Here is an 18,640-nt window from a genome sequence, read left to right on the forward strand (position 1 = left end):
ATTATAATATGGAAGGTGATATTTTCTAGTTTTTAGAGATAAATTATAAAAAAAGTGGGGTTGAATCACTGTGTTCTCGTTATCGGAAGTCCGTCGACCGGTCAAGTGGTATTTGTTCGGTCTGATCGCATTTGTGGGCATTGTATCGAGTCTTATCGTCCTGATCTACAACGATTATTTCCTCTTGGGCGACCCGGTTCACCCGAACAATGATGACGTGAAGTATATTCAATCCGCACGCCTTCTCCTGAATGAAGGCGTACTTGCCTATAATACCAAGGAGGCACCTTCCGCCTTCATCATGCCCGGGCTGCCGCTGATGCTGTCCGGGTTTATGGCGGTTTTCGGCCAGGAACAGGGCGGCATCGTCGCCTTTCGCCTGTTCCAGTGCCTTCTGCAAGCGTTGTGCATTTATCTTATCTTTTGGATCGGTCGACGCACTTTCAACACCCGGGCGGCGCTGATCGCCTGCACCGTGTCCGCTTTCTACCCGCCCGATTACTTTTCCTCCGGAGTCATTCTTTCAGAAACGACTTTTCGCACGTTGCTTCTGCTTCTCGTCTGTTGCACCATCCTGGCCATGGACCGAGGCGGATCCGCTTTATACGTCCTCATCGGCGTCCTGACGGCTGCGGCAGCTTACTTAAAGCCACATGCTTCCTTGTACCCCGCCGTTTTTCTGATCATTTGGCTGCGCATGAAGCTTCCTTGGCGGACGATGTTGAAATACACCCTTCTCATAGGGGTTACTTATGCTCTGCTGTTGACCCCTTGGTGGATCCGCAACTGGGTCACGTTTCATGAGTTTATCCTGTTCACCAATTCTGGCGGAAGTCCGTTCTTGCTCGGCACGCGCATCCGTTGGCAACTGCCGCCGGCTGGCTTCTTTGAGGCTTATCCTCAATACGATCCGCAAACGATATTCCAAGGCGCCGATTCCGCGGCGATCCGCAAGGGGCTGGATATCCTCCGGTACGGATTTACGCATGAGCCGATGAAATATTTGTATTGGTATACGTTGGGAAGATGGGTGGAGCTGTATTTCCATCCGTTTTATTCGCGCTCGTTTTGGCCGATCAGCCGCCCGGTAATGGACATTATCCAAGTCGTGATGATGTACGTCAATATGGCCGGCATTTTATGGGCCGTAACGAAGAACCGTCTGAAGCTGGACCGCCTGCTCCCTCTCTTGTTGGCGCTGGCTTATTTCACGGTGATTTATATTCCGTTCGTAGCGTTTAACCGATACGGTTATCCCAATATGACGCTGCTGATCCTGTTCGGGTCTTATCTGATTGGCGACCTGGTCGCCCGAGTTCTGCGCCGCTCCCATCACCGGTCCGCGCGAAAGGGGGCCTGTGACTCATGATGCCAAAACCACCGCGTATACTGATCATCATACCGGCTTATAACGAGGAAGCCAGCATCGGCTCGGTCATTCGGGATATCCGTAAGCACGCGCCGGAGGCTGATATCCTCGTCATTAACGACGGTTCCTCCGACCGGACGGAGAACTGTGCCCGGGAAGCCGGAGCCAAGGTGCTGACGCTGCCTTACAATGTCGGGATCGGCGGGGGAATGCAGACCGGTTATCTCTACGCCAAACAAAAAGGCTATGACATTGCCATACAAATGGACGCCGACGGCCAGCATCCGGCAGAAGAATTGCATAAGCTGATCGCCGGAATCGCAGACCAGGATCTTGTAATCGGCTCCCGGTTCCTAGGGACCGCTTCCTTCCGGTCGTCCACGGCGAGACGGGCAGGAATCGTCTTCTTCTCCAAGCTCGTCTCTTGGGTTACCGGCGAACGCTTCACCGACACGACCAGCGGCTTTCGCGCCGCCAGCCGTAAGGTCATCGAGCTGTACGCCCGGTATTATCCAACCGATTATCCCGAAGTGGAATCGATCGTGTATTTGAAGCGCCATGGCTGCCGGATCGTCGAAATCCCGGTGCAAATGCGCGCCCGCACCACCGGAAGATCGTCGATTACCCCTTGGCGTTCGGTTTACTATATGGTGAAGGTGACATTATCCGTGCTCATGAGCGCATTGCGGCGCCCGCTTCACCAGAAGGCGGTGACAGAATAAATGTCGATTTACATTTTATCCGTGTTAGTTGCCGCGGTGTTCCTCTTATTCGTCCTGGAATTGGTCCGCCGCCAAAAACTAAGAGAACAATACTCCCTGCTCTGGATTTTGTTCAGTGTCGTTCTGCTGATCTGCTCCACGCATATCGGGCTCATCGAATGGATCGCTGATCAGCTGGGCGTCAAGTATGCACCTGCAGTATTGTTTCTGTTTGGTCTGCTCTTCTGCTTCGCATTAATTCTGCACCTGACGATCGTCATTACTCGCCTAACCGCCCAGGTGCTGCGCTTAACCCAAGAAATCGTCATCCTTAAAGAACGGGAGGCGGTCCGTGAAAATGGACAAAACCATTAGTTACCTGCTGCTATTCGGCAATATCCTGCTTCTTGTGACAGGACAAGTTCTGTTTAAAATCGGCCTGGCCCGCACCGGCGGGCTTCACTGGAGCAAGCTGGCGTCCTCACCCGCAGTGATCGGCGGCATCGCTTTGTATGGGATAGCTACCCTGCTATGGTTTGCCGTGTTGTCCCGCCTCCCGCTGAGCGTCGCTTATCCGCTCCAAGCGCTGGCGTACGTCCTGGCGCTTCTTCCGGCCTATTTCCTGTTCCACGAAACGATCACTTGGAACAAGCTGCTTGGCGTGATCGTCATTTTACTCGGCGTTTTTTTGTTGGCGAAATCATAGACACAAGTAGAATCAATTAATTATAGATTCGGACTTCATACTCACAGTGTTCGTCGCCACTTACATTACATTTTGTTTCTCGTACGCTCACTTTTCGACCGAGCAGCTTTCCTAGCGCCCCTTCCAGAATGGCGCCCTCCAGATCGCACACCTTCTTCTCCTCCATCACCGGCAAGCCCTTGCAAAAACAATCCTCTATCGCAATCCGCAGCAATCGCTCACTTTGCTCCACAACCTGTGGCAATCCGATCTGCAGCTCAGTAAATAAATGGAGCAGCTCGTCCAACGTGGTGACGGGCAAGCTTTCGCCGATTTTACGGCCGATGGAGGCGGTGGTTCCTTTCCCCTCCAGAGGCAGCCCCTGCCGCATCCCAATCAGGCGAATCGCCCGGAACAACTCCAGCGGCACCTGATCCCCCAGCTCAGTACGGTCGATTTGTCGCAATTCATCAAACGTGAATTCTTTCATCTGTCTTCCTCTCCTAACCATAGAACTGAACTCTATCCGTTGATAGGTTTAATTTCCCATATTCAGGTCCGGAAAACCTTGATCTTCATCAAGAATTCGACAGATATATTGTGATAATAATCACTAGTCAAACACCTAGCAACGGTTAAGTTAGAAGTAGATGAATACATCTTTCCAAGAAAGGAGAGATCACAGATGAAGTCCTGTGCTTGCCACATTCGAGATACAGCCACAGCTCCTTCCTGTCTGGCACGTGTTCCGGTTTTTGCGCAGCTGCGCCAAACGGAGGTAGAGCTGCTCCATTCCGTCATGCGTACCTCGCAGTTCCATAAAGGCGAGATCATTTTCCGCGAAGGAGATCGTTCCGATTCGCTGTTTGTGGTGAACCGCGGAATCATTAAGCTGACGAAGCTGGAGGATAACGGCAAAGAGCATCTCATCCGGCTGCTGTTTCCAGGGGACTTCTTCGGCCAGTTTTCTCTGTTACAGGAAAAACCCCATTACGCTAGTGCCATCGCGGCGGACACGACCGGCATCTGCCGGATTCACCGCAGCGATTTTCTTGATATTTTGCGGCGCGATCCCGATACGGCGGCCCGGTTTATGACCGCGCTTAGCGCCCAACTGGAGGAGGCCGACGCCTGGGCAGCCGTACTGACCTTGCTTGAGGCCGATCGGCGTCTCGCCAAGATGCTCTTATACTTCCGCCGCAAAGCTGCGCCAAACTCCCGGGAATTCACCTTGCCCGTGTCCAAAAAAGACCTCGCCTCCCTCATCGGCGCCACACCAGAGACGCTCAGCCGCAAGCTGCGTCAGCTTAGCGACGAGGGCGTGTTAACCGTAACGCGTCGGCAGTTGCTCATCCGCGATGAAGCAGCACTGTGCCACCTGGCCGGCGAGGGCTAGGCGGCGATAGGAACAGCCCTGGTCTGGCCCTGGCTGCAAGCCAGGGTGAGCTTTTGATTGTCTGTCCTGACGCTTTGCACGATTATCCCTTTTGACCAGCTCTTTTACACCATTATCCCGTTTGCTCAGTTTTCAGATTATAACGGCTGGAGAGGCTAGTATCCCGTTGACTCAGATTACAGAAGCAGAGAAGAGCGTCTCCGCACAATACCTCACCATCTGAAGGAAAGGGATAATCGTGTAAAGGGCTCCCTCAGAGATACCTCCCCGCCCCCTATCAAAAGAAAAACGCCCCTGACAAACAGGGGCGTACCTACAATGGTAAGTCTATACGAACGCGGGCGCTTCCGCCGCTTACACGGCCTCTGGCTCGAAGCTGCCTTTGGTGAATTGGCTGTTGTACAGGTCGGCGTAGAAGCCGCCCAGCGCCAGCAATTCGTCGTGTGTGCCTTTCTCGATCACGGTGCCGTGGTTCATCACGAGGATGAGATCGGCGTCGCGGATCGTGGAAAGCCGATGGGCGATGACGAAGCTTGTTCTGCCTTTCATCAGCTCTTTCATCGCTTTTTGGATTTGCACCTCGGTCCGGGTATCGACGCTGCTTGTGGCTTCGTCGAGAATGAGGATCGCCGGATCAGCCAGGATGGCCCGGGCGATCGTCAAGAGCTGCTTCTGCCCTTGCGAAATGTTCGATGCTTCCTCGTTCAGCACGGTATTGTAACCGCCGGGCAGCGTGCGGATAAAGTGGTCGGCGTACGCCGTTTTGGCGGCGCGAACCACTTCCTCATCGGTGGCTCCTTCCCGGCCGTAGGCGATATTGTCGCGGATCGTGCCATTAAACAGCCACGTATCCTGCAGGACCATGCCGAACAGGCTGCGCAGGTCACCGCGTCTCATCTCGGCGATATTTACTCCGTCCACGGTGATCGAACCGCCATTGACTTCGTAGAAACGCATCAACAGGTTGATCAGCGTCGTTTTGCCGGCGCCGGTTGGCCCGACGATGGCGATCTTTTGTCCCTGTTTCACGTCGATGTTCATGTCTTCGATGAGCAATTGTTCCGGATCGTAACCGAACTGAACGTGATTGAACGCCACGTCGCCGCGAGGCTTCTCCAAAACCACCGGGTTCGCCACTTCCGGCACCTGCTCTTCTTCATCCAGGATTTCAAACACCCGTTCCGCCGAAGCGACGGTCGATTGAATGATGTTAGCGATGTTCGCCGTTTGTGTAATCGGCATCGTGAATTGACGGGCGTACTGGATAAACGCCTGCACGTCACCGATTTCAATCGATCTCTTGGTCACAAGGATCCCGCCGACCACCGACACCAGCACATATCCGATGTTGCCAATAAAGCTCATGATCGGCATGATCACGCCGGAGATAAATTGTGCCTTCCAACCGGCTTCATACAGCCGTTCGTTAATGGTGTCGAACTGCTCCAGCGATTTCGTTTCGCGGCCAAACGCCTTAATCACCTTGTGGCCGGTGTACATTTCTTCTACATGGCCGTTCAGCTGGCCAAGTTCTTTTTGCTGGCGAACAAACTGCTTCTGCGAGCGCTTGGCAATCGAGGTGATTGCCACAATGCTTAGCGGCAGCGTCAGCACCGCAATCAAGGTCATCAGCGGGCTGATCGACAGCATCATCACGATGACACCGATGATCGTCAGGATCGAGGTAATCAGCTGTGTTAAGCTTTGCTGCAACGTACCGGCAATGTTGTCTACGTCATTGGTGACCCGGCTGAGAATTTCCCCGTGCGTCCGGGCGTCAAAGTATTTTAGCGGCAGCTTGTTGAGCTTGGCATTCACGTCCTTCCGCAGGTCATACACCGTCTTCTGGGCCACGCCAGCCATCAAATACTGCTGGAAATAGCTAAACAACGCACTCAGCACATACAGTCCGATCAAAACCATGATGATGTGCCATATATATTGAAAGTCGATCTCCGCGCCGGGAACCCCTTGAACCTTCGCGACGATTCCTTCAAACAGCTTGGTCGTCGCCTTCCCCATCACCTTCGGGCTAAAGATGCTGAACAGGGTGCTCAGGATGGCCATCACGAATACGGCCACTAATTGATATTTATGCGGTCTTAAGTACCGGATCAACCGTCTTAGGGTTCCTTTGAAATCCTTCGCTTTCTCCACCGGCATCCCCATGCCGGGGCCGCCAGGACCCGGACCATGCCCGGGACGAGGACCGCCGAATCCGCGTTTACCAGATGATTGCTCCCGACTCATGCGATCTCCTCCTCCGAAAGCTGCGAATACACGATTTCTTTATAGACATCGCAAGTTTGCATCAATTCTTGGTGCGTGCCGATGCCCGCGATTTGACTTTCGTTCATGACGATGATTTGGTCAGCGTCAAGCACAGTGCTCACCCGCTGCGCGACGATAATGACTGTGGCATCCTTCGTCTCTTCCTTCAAAGCAGCCCTCAGCTTCGCATCGGTCTTGAAGTCCAGCGCTGAGAAGCTGTCGTCAAAAATATAAATCTCCGCCGGACGAACCAAAGCGCGCGCAATCGACAGCCGTTGCTTTTGTCCGCCGGACACGTTAGTGCCGCCTTGAGCGATCGGGGATTCAAAACCTTGCTCCATCTTGGAAATAAAGTCGGTCGCCTGGGCAATATCCGCGGCGCGCCGCACTTCTTCGTCGCTTGCATCCTCTTTGCCATAACGGATGTTTTCGCTGATCGTTCCGGTGAACAACACCGCTTTTTGCGGGACAAACCCGATTTTGCTGCGCAGCTCCTCCTGGGTCATATCGCGGACATCCACACCGTCCACCCGGACACTTCCCTTCTGCACATCGTAAAACCGCGGGATCAAGCTGATCAACGTTGATTTCCCGGAGCCCGTCCCGCCGATGATCGCCGTGACCTGACCCGGCTTGGCGGTAAACGTAATATCCTGCACCGCCGGTTGCTCCGCGCCTGGATAGCTGAAGGTCACGTTTTGGAATTCGACCAGCCCTTGGGCTTCTGTCGCCGATTTGCCCTTCGCGGAATCCTTGATCACCGGAACCATATCCAGCACTTCATTGATCCGGATGGCCGAAGCCGACGCCCGCGGAATCATCACGAACATCATCGATACCATCACCAGCGAGAACATGATTTGCATCGCGTATTGCAGAAACGCCATCAAATCGCCGACTTGCATATGCTCGGAGTTGATCCGCAGCCCGCCAAACCAGATGATCGCTACGGAAGACAGGTTCATGACCAGCATCATGACCGGCATCATAAAAGCCATGATTTTGTTGACCTTGATCGACGTATCGGTCAAATCAAGGTTCGCCGCGTCGAACCGTTTGCTCTCATAGTCCGTCCGATTAAACGAACGGATGACGCGAATCCCGGTCAGGCTTTCGCGCATGACGAGATTCAGCTTATCGATTTTTTTCTGGATCGCTTTAAATAAAGGCAGCCCTTTCCGTGCGATCAGGAAGATCGCTCCGGCCAAGACCGGCAGAATCACCACCAGCACCAGCGACAGCGTGGCGTCCTTCGAGACGGCCATAATAATGCCGCCCAGACACATCATCGGCGCCATGACCATCATCCGCAGCATCATAATCAGCACTTGCTGAACTTGGGTAATATCGTTGGTCGTACGGGTGATCAGTGAGGCGGTACCGATGCGATCAAACTCCTCCAGTGAAAAGTTCGACACATGCTTGAACACCTTGCCCCGGAGCAGCTTCCCGAACCCCGTTGACGCTTTAGCGGAATAGTAGCTGGCGGCGATGGAACAGGCCATTCCTCCAAGCGCAACCAGCAGCATCAGACCGCCGATTTTCCAAATATACGGTGTGTCTCCATTCACGACCCCATTATCAACGATGTCGGACATCAGCGTCGGCAAATACAGCTCGGATAAGGTCTGAAAGAAGACAAATACAAGCACCGCCACCACAAGCCAGCGGTATGGTTTCAAATTGCGGAAAAGCTTGATCAATTTCCATCATCTCCACATGTTCGATTCGTATCATTGCTCTTGGCTTCTATTCGGATTGGCCCTCATTTCCATATACGTGTAAACCTGCTCCAACAGTTCAATTAACTGCTGGCTCTTCTCCTCGCCTAGGTACTCAACCAATCCCTGGATTTGGGCCGACCTTTTCTTGGCAATCTCCTTGACCTGTGCGATTCCTTGCTCCGTCAGTTTGACGCGAACCGCCCGGCGATCCTCCTTGTCGTTATAACGCAATACCATCCCGCGCTCTTCCAAGCTGCGAACCAGCGGCGTGACCGTCGGGGAAGCGACCTCTAGCATCGCGCTCAGCTCCGAGACCGTTACTCCGCGCTCATCCTTCTCCATGCCATGCAAAATATAAAACATCAATCGGACTTCGCTTGGTTTAAACTCCGATGGTGTTAGTTTGCTAAGATCCATTCTCCGAAAGCGGTGAAACGTCTTCAGCAGTCGATGCGCCTGCGAGTTGTCACCGGTGAACAAATCAATCCCTCCCGTCGATTTATTTTCATAACTTAATAATTAGGTATACTATTAATTCGCAAGCCTAATTATAATAACCTGCCGAAGTGAAGTCAAGCGCCGTCAAATTTCAGACATAGATACAAAAAAAGACCGCACAACCGGACGAAACGCCCGATTGTTACGGTCTAAAATGGGAATCAGAGTGAAGGACGCGATTGCCCCGGTTTCAGCTCATACAGACTCTTGAACTCGTAGCCTTGCCGGCGGGCTTCATCGATGATGGCTCCCAGAGCCGCTGCATTGTCCTTGGAGACGGAGTGCAGGAGGATCACGGCGCCGGGATGCAACTGCGATACCACCTTCTGGTAAGCATAATCCGCTCCGCGTTGATCGTTCACATCCCAGTCCTTATAGGCCACGGACCAGAAAACATTCGTATACCCCAACTCCTTCGTTACACGAAGCGTCCGATCGCTGAATATCCCGCGAGGCGGGCGCAAGAAGTCCATCTTAGCCTGCCCGGTGACCTGTGCCGTGGCTTGTTTTACCTTCTCCAGTTCTTCCCGAATTTGGGCGTCGGAGATCGTCGTCATATCCGGGTGGCTCCAGGAGTGGTTGCCGATCAGATGACCTTCGGCGACCATGCGCTTTAGCAGCTCCGGCTGATCCTTGATGTAGTGGCCAGTGACAAAAAATATCGCCGGCACCTTCTTCGCTTTCAACGTATCCAGGATCAGGGCGGTATAACCGTTCTCGTATCCGTTGTCAAACGTCAGGAATAGTTCTTTGCGCGAGGGATCTCCGAAGAAAATCGCGCCGTGCTTATCGATGATATCTTTGAACCCTTCCTCATTAATGGAGGGGAGCTGACCGCCGACGCTTTTTTTGAATCCGAAATGATGAGCGACGTCCGCTTGAGCATCCGCAACAGGGACCCCTGTCCCGAACAGCAAACCGACCAGCAATGAACAGATTAAAGCAAACTTCACAGCTGTCTCTCCTTCATGCTTTTCAAGGTAATCGAAATTCGACATGCGCCCTTACTATCTGTCAAATTCCCGGGAAATATGCACCTTTTCAAGCAACAGCTCACCACATACTCATTCAAATTTATTCCGGATGGGGCGTCAGGACTTCCTGTGCAAACCGGATCCATTCGCGGGTGGCAAAAGACAAATACCGATCGTCACGCCAAATGATGCCAAGCTTCCACGGAATCACCGGGTTGACGAGCGGGATAATCCGCACGCCCTCGTCGTCGATTTCGCGGCAAATCGTTTCCGGCAGTAAAGTGATGCCGAGGCCGACGGCCACCATTTCACTGATCAGATCCCATTGGGAGCTCTCGTAGATGATATGCGGATGAAACCCGACCTTCGCACACGCCCCGATAATGCGGTCATGCAGCGTAAAGTCCTCACGGAACAACACGAACCCGTCCGGGGCCAGCTCGGCCAATTCCACGCATTCCCGTTCTGCCAGCCGGTGCGAGGGATGGACGACCAAATTCAGCTTCTCCTCAACGAACGGAAAATAGCTCAGCTCCGCCTCCACCGTCGGCAGTACGGCCACGCCCACATCCAGTGATCCCTTGGCAACGTCTTGCTCTACTTTTTTGGCGCCGTCCTCAAATAATTGGATCGTAATGTCGGGATAACGTTGATGAAACTCCCCAATCACCCTCGGAAAAAAGCTCGCCCCCACCATCGGCGGCAGCCCGATCCGAAGATGTCCCTTCTTTAAATTTCGTAAGTCGTCAAGCTCTGCCATCAGATTCTGGAAGGAGGTCACGATCTGTTGGGCTTGCGTAGCGATAATCCGTCCCGCATCGGTCAGCTCGATCTTTTTGCCAACGCGGTCAAACAGCACCACCCCAAGCTCCTCCTCCAACGCCTTGATCGTTTTGCTGATGGTAGGTTGCGTGATATACAGCGCCTCAGCCGCCTTCGTGAAGCTGCGCAGCCGTGCGACTTCGATTAAAACCTGCATTTGTCGGATATCCAACCGCCTGCTCCCCTTTAACTCGATTTTCTATAACAAATTGGAATGGTATTTATTCTGTATATTCATTTTACTCATGAAAATAATCGATGTAAAATTTCATTACTAACCAAAACAAGAAGGGAGCCGCTGAAATGAACAAGATGAAAGAGATCGGCATCGGGATTGTTCAAGTCGCCATCCTGTTCTTCGCCGCGATGGCCTTGAATAAGGTCGCGGAGCTGCTCCATTTACCGATACCGGGTTCCATTATTGGCATTGCCGTGCTGTTTATCTTGTTAAAAACAGGCGTCGTCAAGCTGAAATGGATTGAACGGGGCGCCAATTGGCTGCTGGCCGAGCTGCTGCTGTTCTTCGTTCCTGCTGCCGTCGGCGTCATGCAATACATTCCTTTGCTCGAAAGTGAAGGCGTACGGATCTTGATTGTGGTCATCCTGAGCACCGTCATCGTTATGGTTTGCTCCGGGCTTGTGGCCACACGCATCGAAAAACGAAAGGAGGGCCGAACCTCATGATCATTGGCGCACTATGTTTAGCTTCTACCCTCATTATCTATGCTTTATCTAAACGGCTGTATCGGATACGGCCAAGAGTGTATCTGTCCCCGTTGCTGATTACCCCGTTGATTCTGGTGATCGGCTTACTCTGGGCGCAGATTCCTTATGAAACTTATCATACCGGCGGAAAATGGCTGAGCAGCCTGCTGCAGCCAGCGACGATCGCGTTTGCCGTTCCGCTGTACAAATACTACAACGTCCTGAAAAAACACGCTGTAGAAATTCTCATTAGCGTACTTAGCGGCTCGGTAGTCGCGATGTTCTCTTCGGCTTTTCTGGCGGAATGGCTGCATCTGGACGCCCAATTGATTAACAGCTTGATTCCACGTTCAATTACGACACCTATCGCGATGAATGTATCGCAGGTGATCGGCGGCGTGCCGAATATTACCGCGGTCTTTGTTATTTTGACCGGCTTGCTTGGTGCCATGCTGGGACCGCTCGTGATGAGACTGTTCCGCATTGAAGGCGAGGTTGCCCGAGGCGTATTGTTCGGCACCAGTGCCCATGGCACCGGAACGTCCAAGGCGTTTGAGCTCAGCACTTTGACCGGGACGATCTCCAGCATCTCCATGATCCTGGCCGCCCTGTTTACATTAGGGGTCGCTCCGATGCTGATCGCTGTGTTGCACTTCTAGCCCTACGGCACTTTCAGCCAATCAGGGTACTTCGTTTAGGTTCCTCCAAATTTCATATATTGATGCTTGAAGCCTCGCCGAAGCGGGGCTCTTTTTTTGTCGCTTAAAATCAAAGAACCCCCTTGCCTTACGCCCTTCAGACTGCGGCAATGCGGACAATTTTCTTTGACGCACACCTTTTCCTTCAAGGCCTGAAGATTCCGAATAACGAAGCCTTTGCGGCTGACCTGGACGATGCCTTCCTTGCGGAGGCTGGTCAATTTTGGGCTAGATTTCCCTTCATTCCCTCATCTCTCCTTTCCTCTAGACAGAATCAGGATAAGATGGAGAAAAAATTTTTCCTTACTCCCCAATGCAAACCGGATTCCCCGTCCGGGCCGACTCCAGGGCGGCACAGGTGATCTGCTGCGTTTTCACAGCATCGGCATAATCGGACAAGATCCGCGACGTATCGCCGGTACGCAGGGCATGGATAAACGCCTCCGTTTCAGCTAAGTAGGGGTTGTCCTTCCCCGTGTAGGCCGTCTTGGTCCCCGGCAGATCGATCTCCAGCCGTTCCGGGCTCCAAGACAAAATACCGGCATCGGTATACAATTTCAGCCCTACCTCAGATACGCCGCCGGGCAAGATACAGGTATTGGAGATGGTAGCAACCGCCCCGCTTTGCAGCTTCATCGTGACGGTACCAACATCCGGGACGGTGACGTTATCGAAGCGTTCCTGCACCATGCGATTACCGTAGGCGGCATACACCTCGCGGACCTCGCCGGCGGTATAGCGAAGCAGGTCTACAATATGGGTCGTCTGTTCCACGAACTGTCCGCCGGAACCCTCTTGGCTACGCCACCAGGCCACTTGCGGCATATCGCCCATCCAAGTGCCTAAAGCCATCCCAATCTTCCGGCCTTCCAGCGATTCCTTCAGCTGACGGATCGATTCTTTATAACGAAAATGATAGCCTACCGCATGAACTAACGGCTTTTGCTCCAACCGCGAGAGGATTCGTTGCGGCGTCTCCAAGTCCGCAGCCAGCGGCTTCTCCACGAAAAAGGGAATGCCCCGCTCGATCAGCTCGGTTTCAATCTCCCCGTGCGCCATTGGCGGGATACAGAGGTAAACAGCATCCAGCTTCAACGAGTCCAGCATATCCGTTAGGTTCCCGAAGCCAATCGCCCCTGGGTAGCGGTCCGCCAGGGCCTGTGCTTTTGCGGCCGTCGTTCCGGTAACCCCTGTCACGCGAACGCCGTCCAGACCTGCCAAAATGTCCCCATGCACCTTGCTAAACCAACCTGTTCCAACGATTCCGATCTGCAATGCCATATGTACCCCTCCCTGTATGATCAAACTGTAATCGACCAACTACCTCTTTAAGATACTGTTTATCTTAAGGAACCACAAGTTTTGGGACTCTGCCTTCTCACTTCATTAACTGTACTTGATATTATTACAGTTGCGATTTATACTAGTCACAGGAAAAACAAGAAAATGAAAGGATGGAGAGAAAATGAGCACGTTAAATCAAGTGGACGCAAAAGATTTTTATACCGTACTCAAAGAAAGACATTCTGTTCGGGTTTACGACCCATCTGTAAAAATCCCACGCGAGGAACTGAAAGAGATCATCGAGCTTTCTTTGTCCGCTCCATCCTCGTCCAATCTGCAGCCATGGCGTTTCTTGATCATCGACGAGCCTGAGCTGAAGCAAAAGCTGCTCCCGATCGCCAACAATCAGCAGCAGGTTGTGGATTCCTCGGCTGTCATTGCGGTATTGGGCGATCTTCGTTCGTATGAACGGGCCGAAGAGATTTATTCCGAGTCTGTGCGGCTGGGTGCAATGACGGAGGAGGTCAAAAATAATTTTGTCGAGCGTCTGCAAAAAGGCTATGGCGGCATGGGACCGGAACGTTTGCATCAAGTCAATCTGTTGGACGCTGGACTGGTGTCGATGCAACTGATGCTGATCGCCAAAGCTAAAGGCTACGACACGGTACCTATGGGCGGATACAATGCGGAGCAATTTGCCGAAGCATTTGACGTACCGGAAACGTTGAAACCGATCTTGCTGATCGCGATTGGTAAAGCGGCAAAACCAGCTCATGCAACGGCGCGTTTGTCGGTAGACCAAGTAACTTATTGGAACTCTTTCCAGAAGTAATTTCCTTAAAAATCAGAACGACCGGAACCGCATGGAGGGATCCTGTGGAGCCGGTCTTTTTTGTCTGAACCGCCCATTCCCCGGACATAATACTCCTGTTCCGCCTTGCCACAAAGCCGTTCTTCCGCTCCAGTTCATCTCATTCGATCATCAAGTTGATCTCAAATTAGCTTTGTTAATAGCTGACATCAATATTACAATAGAGGTCATAATTATCGTGAAATGGTGAACGTACTCATCCGATTACGCACATCAGAAAGGTGGAGTGGATCATGGCTTTAACACAGCAACGCGAAGCAGGCCTGGAGGCGGCTCGCAAATATGTAGATCAGGTATACGAGACCGTTCAAAAACGGAATCCAGGGGAATCGGAATTCCATCAGGCCGTCAAGGAAATCCTTGACTCACTGGTTCCTGTATTCGCCAAACATCCGAAATATCAAGAGCATGGGATTCTCGAACGCATCGTCGAGCCGGAACGAATGATCACTTTCCGCGTCCCTTGGGTGGATGACCAAGGCAAAGTGCAAGTGAACCGCGGCTTCCGGGTTCAATTTAACAGTGCGATTGGTCCTTATAAAGGCGGACTTCGTTTTCACCCGTCTGTCAATGCCAGCATCATCAAATTCCTTGGGTTTGAACAAATTTTCAAGAACTCGTTGACCGGCCAGCCAATCGGCGGCGGCAAAGGCGGATCTGACTTCGATCCGAAAGGCAAATCCGATCTCGAAGTGATGCGCTTTACCCAAAGCTTCATGACGGAGCTGTCCAAATACATCGGTCCAGACACCGACGTGCCTGCAGGCGATATTGGCGTTGGCGCTCGGGAAATCGGCTACATGTTCGGTCAATACAAACGGCTGTATGGCAATGAAACCGGCGTATTGACGGGGAAAGGCTTGAACTACGGCGGCAGCTTGACGCGGACTGAAGCTACCGGCTACGGGCTGGTTTACTTCACCAGCGAAATGCTGGCGAGTCGGGGCGATAGCTTCGCCGGGAAAACCGTCGTCGTCTCCGGTTCCGGGAACGTATCGATCTACGCGATTGAGAAGGCACAACAGCTTGGCGCGAAGGTCGTAGCTTGCAGTGACTCGAACGGATATGTCTACGACAAGAACGGCATTAATCTTGCAACAGTGAAGCGTTTGAAAGAAGTAGAACGCAAGCGGATCAAGGAATACGTGAACGAGCATCCTACTGCTGAATATGTAGAAGGCTGCCAAAATATTTGGAGCATCCCTTGCGACATCGCCTTGCCTTGCGCAACGCAAAACGAAATCAACGAAGCTTCGGCGAAACTGCTGGTGGCCAACGGCGTCAAATATGTAGCTGAAGGAGCCAACATGCCGTCCACGCTGGAAGCTATCGAAGTTTATCTGAACAATGACGTATACTTCGGACCAGCTAAGGCTGCAAATGCCGGCGGGGTTGCCGTTTCCGCTCTGGAAATGGCACAAAACAGCGCAAGACTCGCCTGGTCGTTTGAGGAAGTGGATGCTAAGCTGAAGGACATTATGCGCAACATCTACCAAAGCAGCGTAAACGCGGCTAAAGAATACGGTTATGACGACAACCTGGTTGTCGGCTCCAACATTGCCGGCTTCCTGAAAGTCGCTGACGCAATGATCGCTCACGGGGTTGTATAAAGAGCATAACGTAAAAAAAAGAGTCGCCCAGAGGATTCATCCTCTTGGGCGACGCTTTGTATTTAAGGAGCTTTAGTAAGCCAATGCATCCAGCGCTTTGATGTGGGACAGATAGCGGATGTTACTTGCTTCCTTCATCAACGTAGCTGGCAACCCGCGCAACTGGGTATTGCTTGCCCCGATGGTCGCTACAGCGTCTTTGCGTCCGAGCGAAGCCAGCGTACCGGAGTTGATCGGGCTGAATGCGTTCATCGTCTTGCCGTTGAGATACGCAAACAGATTGTAACCGATCAGCTCGCCCATTTGCCAAGCGATTTGCGCTGTCGGCGGGTAAGGACGACCGTCCGGACCCATAAATACGGCGCTGTCACCCGCAACGAATACGTCCGGATGGGAGACGGACTGCAGGAATTCATTCACCGAAGCACGGCCGCGGTTCACTTCCAGTCCCGATTCGCCAACCAGCGGATTGCCTTGCACGCCGCCCGTCCAAACGAAGGTGTTGGCCACGATCTTTTGCCCATCCTTGAGATCGATCGTGTTGCCTTCCACATTGGTCACCGGCAAGCCGGTCAAGAACTTCACGCCGCGTTTCTCGAGGCTGGCTGTGGCGCGCTCGATCAACTCGTCCGGCAGCACCGGCAAGATCTTAGGTCCAGCTTCCACGAGCATGAGCTTGATCTCGCTTTGAGGTACGCCGTATTTCTTCGTCAGTTCCGGCAGCTTATCCGCGATTTCGCCAACCAGCTCGACGCCAGTCAATCCGCCGCCGCCGATCACGATCGTAGCATCGGCTTCGTTGCCGCTTGCCGCATATTCGCGAATACGCGATTCGATATGCGCATAAATCCGTTTGGCATCGTCCGCCGATTTCAGCACCATGCTGTGCTTCTCCAAGCCCGGGATGCCGAAATACGCAGTAATGCTGCCCAGACCAACCACAAGGGCGTCATAAGACAACACAGTACCGTCGGAGAGCTTAACTTCTTTTTTGTCGACAGAAAAACTCTCAACCTTAGCGATACGCAAATCGATGTCTTTGCCTTTAAACAGCTTATCGAGCGGCAAGGACACCGCGCGTTCGGAAATGCTGCCTGCGGCAAGGCGATGCAGCTCCGTAATGATTTGATGCGTCGGATATTGGTTCACCACCGTGATCCGCGCCTGCGATTTATCCATAAACTTACGGGCCGACAATGCGCTGAGTACGCCGCCATAGCCGGCGCCCAAAATTAAAATATGTTTTGACATAATCGTATTCCTCCGTTAGTTTTGTTGGCGGTCCCGTTCACCGGACACTTGAAGATACGCGTTAACGAACCGGAGCAGCTTTTGCGTTTGCGGGTCCTTCAGCATCTTCATCAACCCAAACACGCCAATGACTTCTTGGCTGTCCTCGGCACGATCCTTCGCTTCGATGACGTTAGCCGCCAAATGCTTCACCTTGCCAACAACTGGCCCGGCAATTTCCGAAATTGCGCCTACCGTGTCATTCTTCAGAATTTCATCCGTCGCCACCGCTTTGGCAAAATCATACGTTTTCGTCAAAACTCCAACGAGCTCATTTAATTTGGGAAGCTGCTCAACCAGAGCGGTCAGCGATTGCTGCACCTCCGGCTTCAAGAGCTGCTCCAGGAGCTCCTGCTGCCCACTTGCGGTACCAGCTACGGATTGCTCCGTTTTTGTTTCTGTAACTGTCTCTGACATATTCGATTCTCCTTTGCGATAATCTGAGGATTCGCTAGCCGAACTTCTGTTCAAGCATAGTGTTCCTCCTTTGGATGCCTATAACCCATTTTAAGTTAGTGAAAATTTGCACATCTTAAACCTGAACAATCCGAATAAATTGTAACACATTTTCAAGAAAAAAGGACCGTGCAAGTGACAAAATTCACGGCCCTTATCGATATCATTTTTCGATGAATCCTAATTTCCGCATGACAACGGCAGGTTCTCTTTCAAAAAATCATAAAACAGCTTTTCCGTCGGCGCGAGCTCGCGATTCGCCGGAATGATCACCCCAACGTCCCGGGTGACCTGAGGCTCCATCATCGGCAGCGACACGATCGTGGAAGGAATATGCTCGCCGAGCGCAATCTCCGGAAGCAACGTCAACCCCAGCCCGGCGGACACCAGCCCCTTAATCGCGTCCAGATCATCCCCTTCAAACGACACCTTTGGTTGAAATCCGATTTTGTCGCAGGCGTCCACCACGATTTCCCGCAGAACAAAGCCTTTCGGGAATAATACGAATACATCCTCCCGCAGTTCGTCCAGCCCCACGGATTCACGGTCAGCCAAGCGATGTCCGGCAGGCAACAGCACCTTGAACTTTTCGCGGAATAACATTTCCCCTGTGACTTGGGGTTCCCCTTGGGGCACCGGACCAATCATGGCCAGATTCATCAAGCCGCCGCCGACCCAGTCCAGCAGCTCCCGATACGACCCATGCTGCAGTTGAAAATGCACCTCCGGATACCGGCGCCGAAACGCCGACACCACCGTCGGCACCAGGTTGGCCGCCAGACTGCTCGGGAAACCGATGCGGACCGTCCCGCGCTCCGGATCCAGATACTCGTTAATTTCCTGTCGCGCCTGCTCAAGGACCTTCATCATTTGCTCCATATGCTGCAGGAACTGCCGGCCGATGGGTGTCAGCTTCACCTTCCGGCCTTCATGGACAAACAGATCGACGCCCAGCTCTGCCTCCAGCTTAAAGATTTGCCGACTGACCGCCGACTGCGACACATGCAGCGCATACGACGCTTCCGTCACATGCTCCAGCTTGGCCGCCTCAATAAAGTATTGGATTTGTCTGAGCTCCATCCCCTCACCCCGTTAGCTGCATTTTTCAGGCTATACCCGATTGGGATTGACCAAACCCAAACTCTTATAGCTTACACCTCATGTAAATATATTAAGAACCATTATATCGGCTCCCTTGTGAAAACGGAAGCAGAAAAGGCTATTTATTGAGTAATATAACTAGTCCCTTCCTATAGTGGTTATAGTGGTGCCCGAAACGGGGGCTG

Annotated in this window: 19 protein-coding genes; 9 read left to right on the forward strand and 10 right to left on the reverse strand. The window is 52.6% G+C overall.

What is annotated here, in order from left to right; genetic code table 11:
• Positions 1 to 70 precede the first annotated feature (70 nt).
• The 4 genes from U9M73_RS16085 to U9M73_RS16100 are packed head-to-tail and all read left to right on the forward strand — an operon-like array spanning position 71 to position 2,776.
• Positions 71 to 1,369, forward strand: coding sequence for an ArnT family glycosyltransferase (locus U9M73_RS16085; RefSeq protein WP_009223671.1), 1,299 nt, complete (start codon positions 71 to 73; stop codon positions 1,367 to 1,369).
• On the forward strand, positions 1,366 to 2,091 hold the full coding sequence (locus tag U9M73_RS16090) for a glycosyltransferase family 2 protein (protein ID WP_009223670.1): 726 nt from the start codon (positions 1,366 to 1,368) through the stop codon (positions 2,089 to 2,091). Before U9M73_RS16085 ends, U9M73_RS16090 begins: the two co-directional genes overlap by 4 nt.
• Positions 2,092 to 2,445, forward strand: a complete 354-nt coding sequence (locus tag U9M73_RS16095; RefSeq protein WP_009223669.1) for a DUF2304 domain-containing protein — start codon at positions 2,092 to 2,094, stop codon at positions 2,443 to 2,445. It begins immediately after the preceding gene.
• Entirely contained in the window at positions 2,429 to 2,776 is a 348-nt protein-coding gene (locus U9M73_RS16100; RefSeq protein WP_036644188.1) for an EamA family transporter, read from the forward strand. The genes U9M73_RS16095 and U9M73_RS16100 overlap by 17 nt, the downstream gene beginning before the upstream one ends.
• Positions 2,777 to 2,792: 16 nt before the next feature.
• On the opposite strand, the gene U9M73_RS16105 is transcribed toward U9M73_RS16100, so the two are convergent.
• Complete coding sequence (locus U9M73_RS16105) at positions 2,793 to 3,245, reverse strand: V4R domain-containing protein (protein WP_036644186.1); 453 nt, start codon at positions 3,243 to 3,245, stop codon at positions 2,793 to 2,795.
• A gap of 195 nt (positions 3,246 to 3,440) precedes the next feature.
• Between U9M73_RS16105 and U9M73_RS16110 the strand changes: the two genes are divergently transcribed.
• On the forward strand, positions 3,441 to 4,151 hold the full coding sequence (locus U9M73_RS16110; RefSeq protein WP_323078046.1) for a Crp/Fnr family transcriptional regulator: 711 nt from the start codon (positions 3,441 to 3,443) through the stop codon (positions 4,149 to 4,151).
• A gap of 354 nt (positions 4,152 to 4,505) precedes the next feature.
• Here U9M73_RS16110 and U9M73_RS16115 read toward each other — a convergent pair whose 3' ends face one another.
• The 5 genes from U9M73_RS16115 to cidR all read right to left on the reverse strand — a co-directional run bounded on the left by U9M73_RS16115 (position 4,506) and on the right by cidR (position 10,612).
• Positions 4,506 to 6,401: an ABC transporter ATP-binding protein gene (locus U9M73_RS16115; RefSeq protein WP_323078048.1), complete on the reverse strand. Its 1,896-nt coding sequence runs from the start codon at positions 6,399 to 6,401 to the stop codon at positions 4,506 to 4,508.
• Positions 6,398 to 8,125 (reverse strand): ABC transporter ATP-binding protein, encoded by a 1,728-nt coding sequence (locus tag U9M73_RS16120; protein WP_009223664.1) that lies wholly within the window; start codon positions 8,123 to 8,125, stop codon positions 6,398 to 6,400. The genes U9M73_RS16115 and U9M73_RS16120 overlap by 4 nt, the downstream gene beginning before the upstream one ends.
• 30 nt (positions 8,126 to 8,155) lie before the next feature.
• On the reverse strand, positions 8,156 to 8,626 hold the full coding sequence (locus U9M73_RS16125) for a MarR family winged helix-turn-helix transcriptional regulator (RefSeq protein ID WP_260070946.1): 471 nt from the start codon (positions 8,624 to 8,626) through the stop codon (positions 8,156 to 8,158).
• 179 nt (positions 8,627 to 8,805) lie between these two features.
• On the reverse strand, positions 8,806 to 9,642 hold the full coding sequence (gene pdaA, locus U9M73_RS16130; protein ID WP_009223662.1) for a delta-lactam-biosynthetic de-N-acetylase: 837 nt from the start codon (positions 9,640 to 9,642) through the stop codon (positions 8,806 to 8,808).
• A 76-nt stretch (positions 9,643 to 9,718) separates the two neighbouring features.
• Positions 9,719 to 10,612: a cidABC operon transcriptional activator CidR gene (gene cidR, locus U9M73_RS16135; RefSeq protein WP_009223661.1), complete on the reverse strand. Its 894-nt coding sequence runs from the start codon at positions 10,610 to 10,612 to the stop codon at positions 9,719 to 9,721.
• 140 nt (positions 10,613 to 10,752) lie between these two features.
• Here cidR and U9M73_RS16140 point away from each other — a divergent pair, with 140 nt between their 5' ends.
• Both U9M73_RS16140 and U9M73_RS16145 read left to right on the forward strand, forming a co-directional pair.
• Positions 10,753 to 11,124 (forward strand): CidA/LrgA family protein, encoded by a 372-nt coding sequence (locus U9M73_RS16140; RefSeq protein ID WP_036644313.1) that lies wholly within the window; start codon positions 10,753 to 10,755, stop codon positions 11,122 to 11,124.
• Positions 11,121 to 11,804: a CidB/LrgB family autolysis modulator gene (locus U9M73_RS16145; RefSeq protein ID WP_009223659.1), complete on the forward strand. Its 684-nt coding sequence runs from the start codon at positions 11,121 to 11,123 to the stop codon at positions 11,802 to 11,804. Before U9M73_RS16140 ends, U9M73_RS16145 begins: the two co-directional genes overlap by 4 nt.
• Positions 11,805 to 12,146: 342 nt before the next feature.
• Here U9M73_RS16145 and U9M73_RS16150 read toward each other — a convergent pair whose 3' ends face one another.
• Complete coding sequence (locus U9M73_RS16150; protein WP_323078051.1) at positions 12,147 to 13,124, reverse strand: Gfo/Idh/MocA family protein; 978 nt, start codon at positions 13,122 to 13,124, stop codon at positions 12,147 to 12,149.
• Between the two features lie 184 nt (positions 13,125 to 13,308).
• On the opposite strand from U9M73_RS16150, the gene U9M73_RS16155 reads away from it, so the two are divergent.
• Together U9M73_RS16155 and gdhA are read left to right on the forward strand one after the other, a co-directional pair.
• Positions 13,309 to 13,959: a nitroreductase family protein gene (locus U9M73_RS16155; RefSeq protein WP_260070944.1), complete on the forward strand. Its 651-nt coding sequence runs from the start codon at positions 13,309 to 13,311 to the stop codon at positions 13,957 to 13,959.
• A gap of 272 nt (positions 13,960 to 14,231) precedes the next feature.
• Complete coding sequence (gene gdhA / locus U9M73_RS16160) at positions 14,232 to 15,608, forward strand: NADP-specific glutamate dehydrogenase (protein WP_036644179.1); 1,377 nt, start codon at positions 14,232 to 14,234, stop codon at positions 15,606 to 15,608.
• 72 nt (positions 15,609 to 15,680) lie between these two features.
• Here the strand turns inward: gdhA and U9M73_RS16165 are convergent, their stop codons facing one another.
• The 3 genes from U9M73_RS16165 to gltC all read right to left on the reverse strand — a co-directional run bounded on the left by U9M73_RS16165 (position 15,681) and on the right by gltC (position 18,434).
• On the reverse strand, positions 15,681 to 16,859 hold the full coding sequence (locus U9M73_RS16165; protein ID WP_009223654.1) for an NAD(P)/FAD-dependent oxidoreductase: 1,179 nt from the start codon (positions 16,857 to 16,859) through the stop codon (positions 15,681 to 15,683).
• 15 nt (positions 16,860 to 16,874) lie between these two features.
• A complete protein-coding gene (locus U9M73_RS16170) occupies positions 16,875 to 17,315 on the reverse strand; it encodes a DUF1641 domain-containing protein (RefSeq protein ID WP_009223653.1) in 441 nt (146 codons plus the stop codon).
• Positions 17,316 to 17,534: 219 nt separating this feature from the next.
• On the reverse strand, positions 17,535 to 18,434 hold the full coding sequence (gene gltC, locus U9M73_RS16175) for a glutamate biosynthesis transcriptional regulator GltC (protein WP_009223652.1): 900 nt from the start codon (positions 18,432 to 18,434) through the stop codon (positions 17,535 to 17,537).
• Positions 18,435 to 18,640: the final 206 nt, after the last annotated feature.

The sequence above is a fragment of the Paenibacillus phoenicis genome (genome assembly GCF_034718895.1).
GTDB lineage: Bacteria > Bacillota > Bacilli > Paenibacillales > Paenibacillaceae > Fontibacillus > Fontibacillus phoenicis.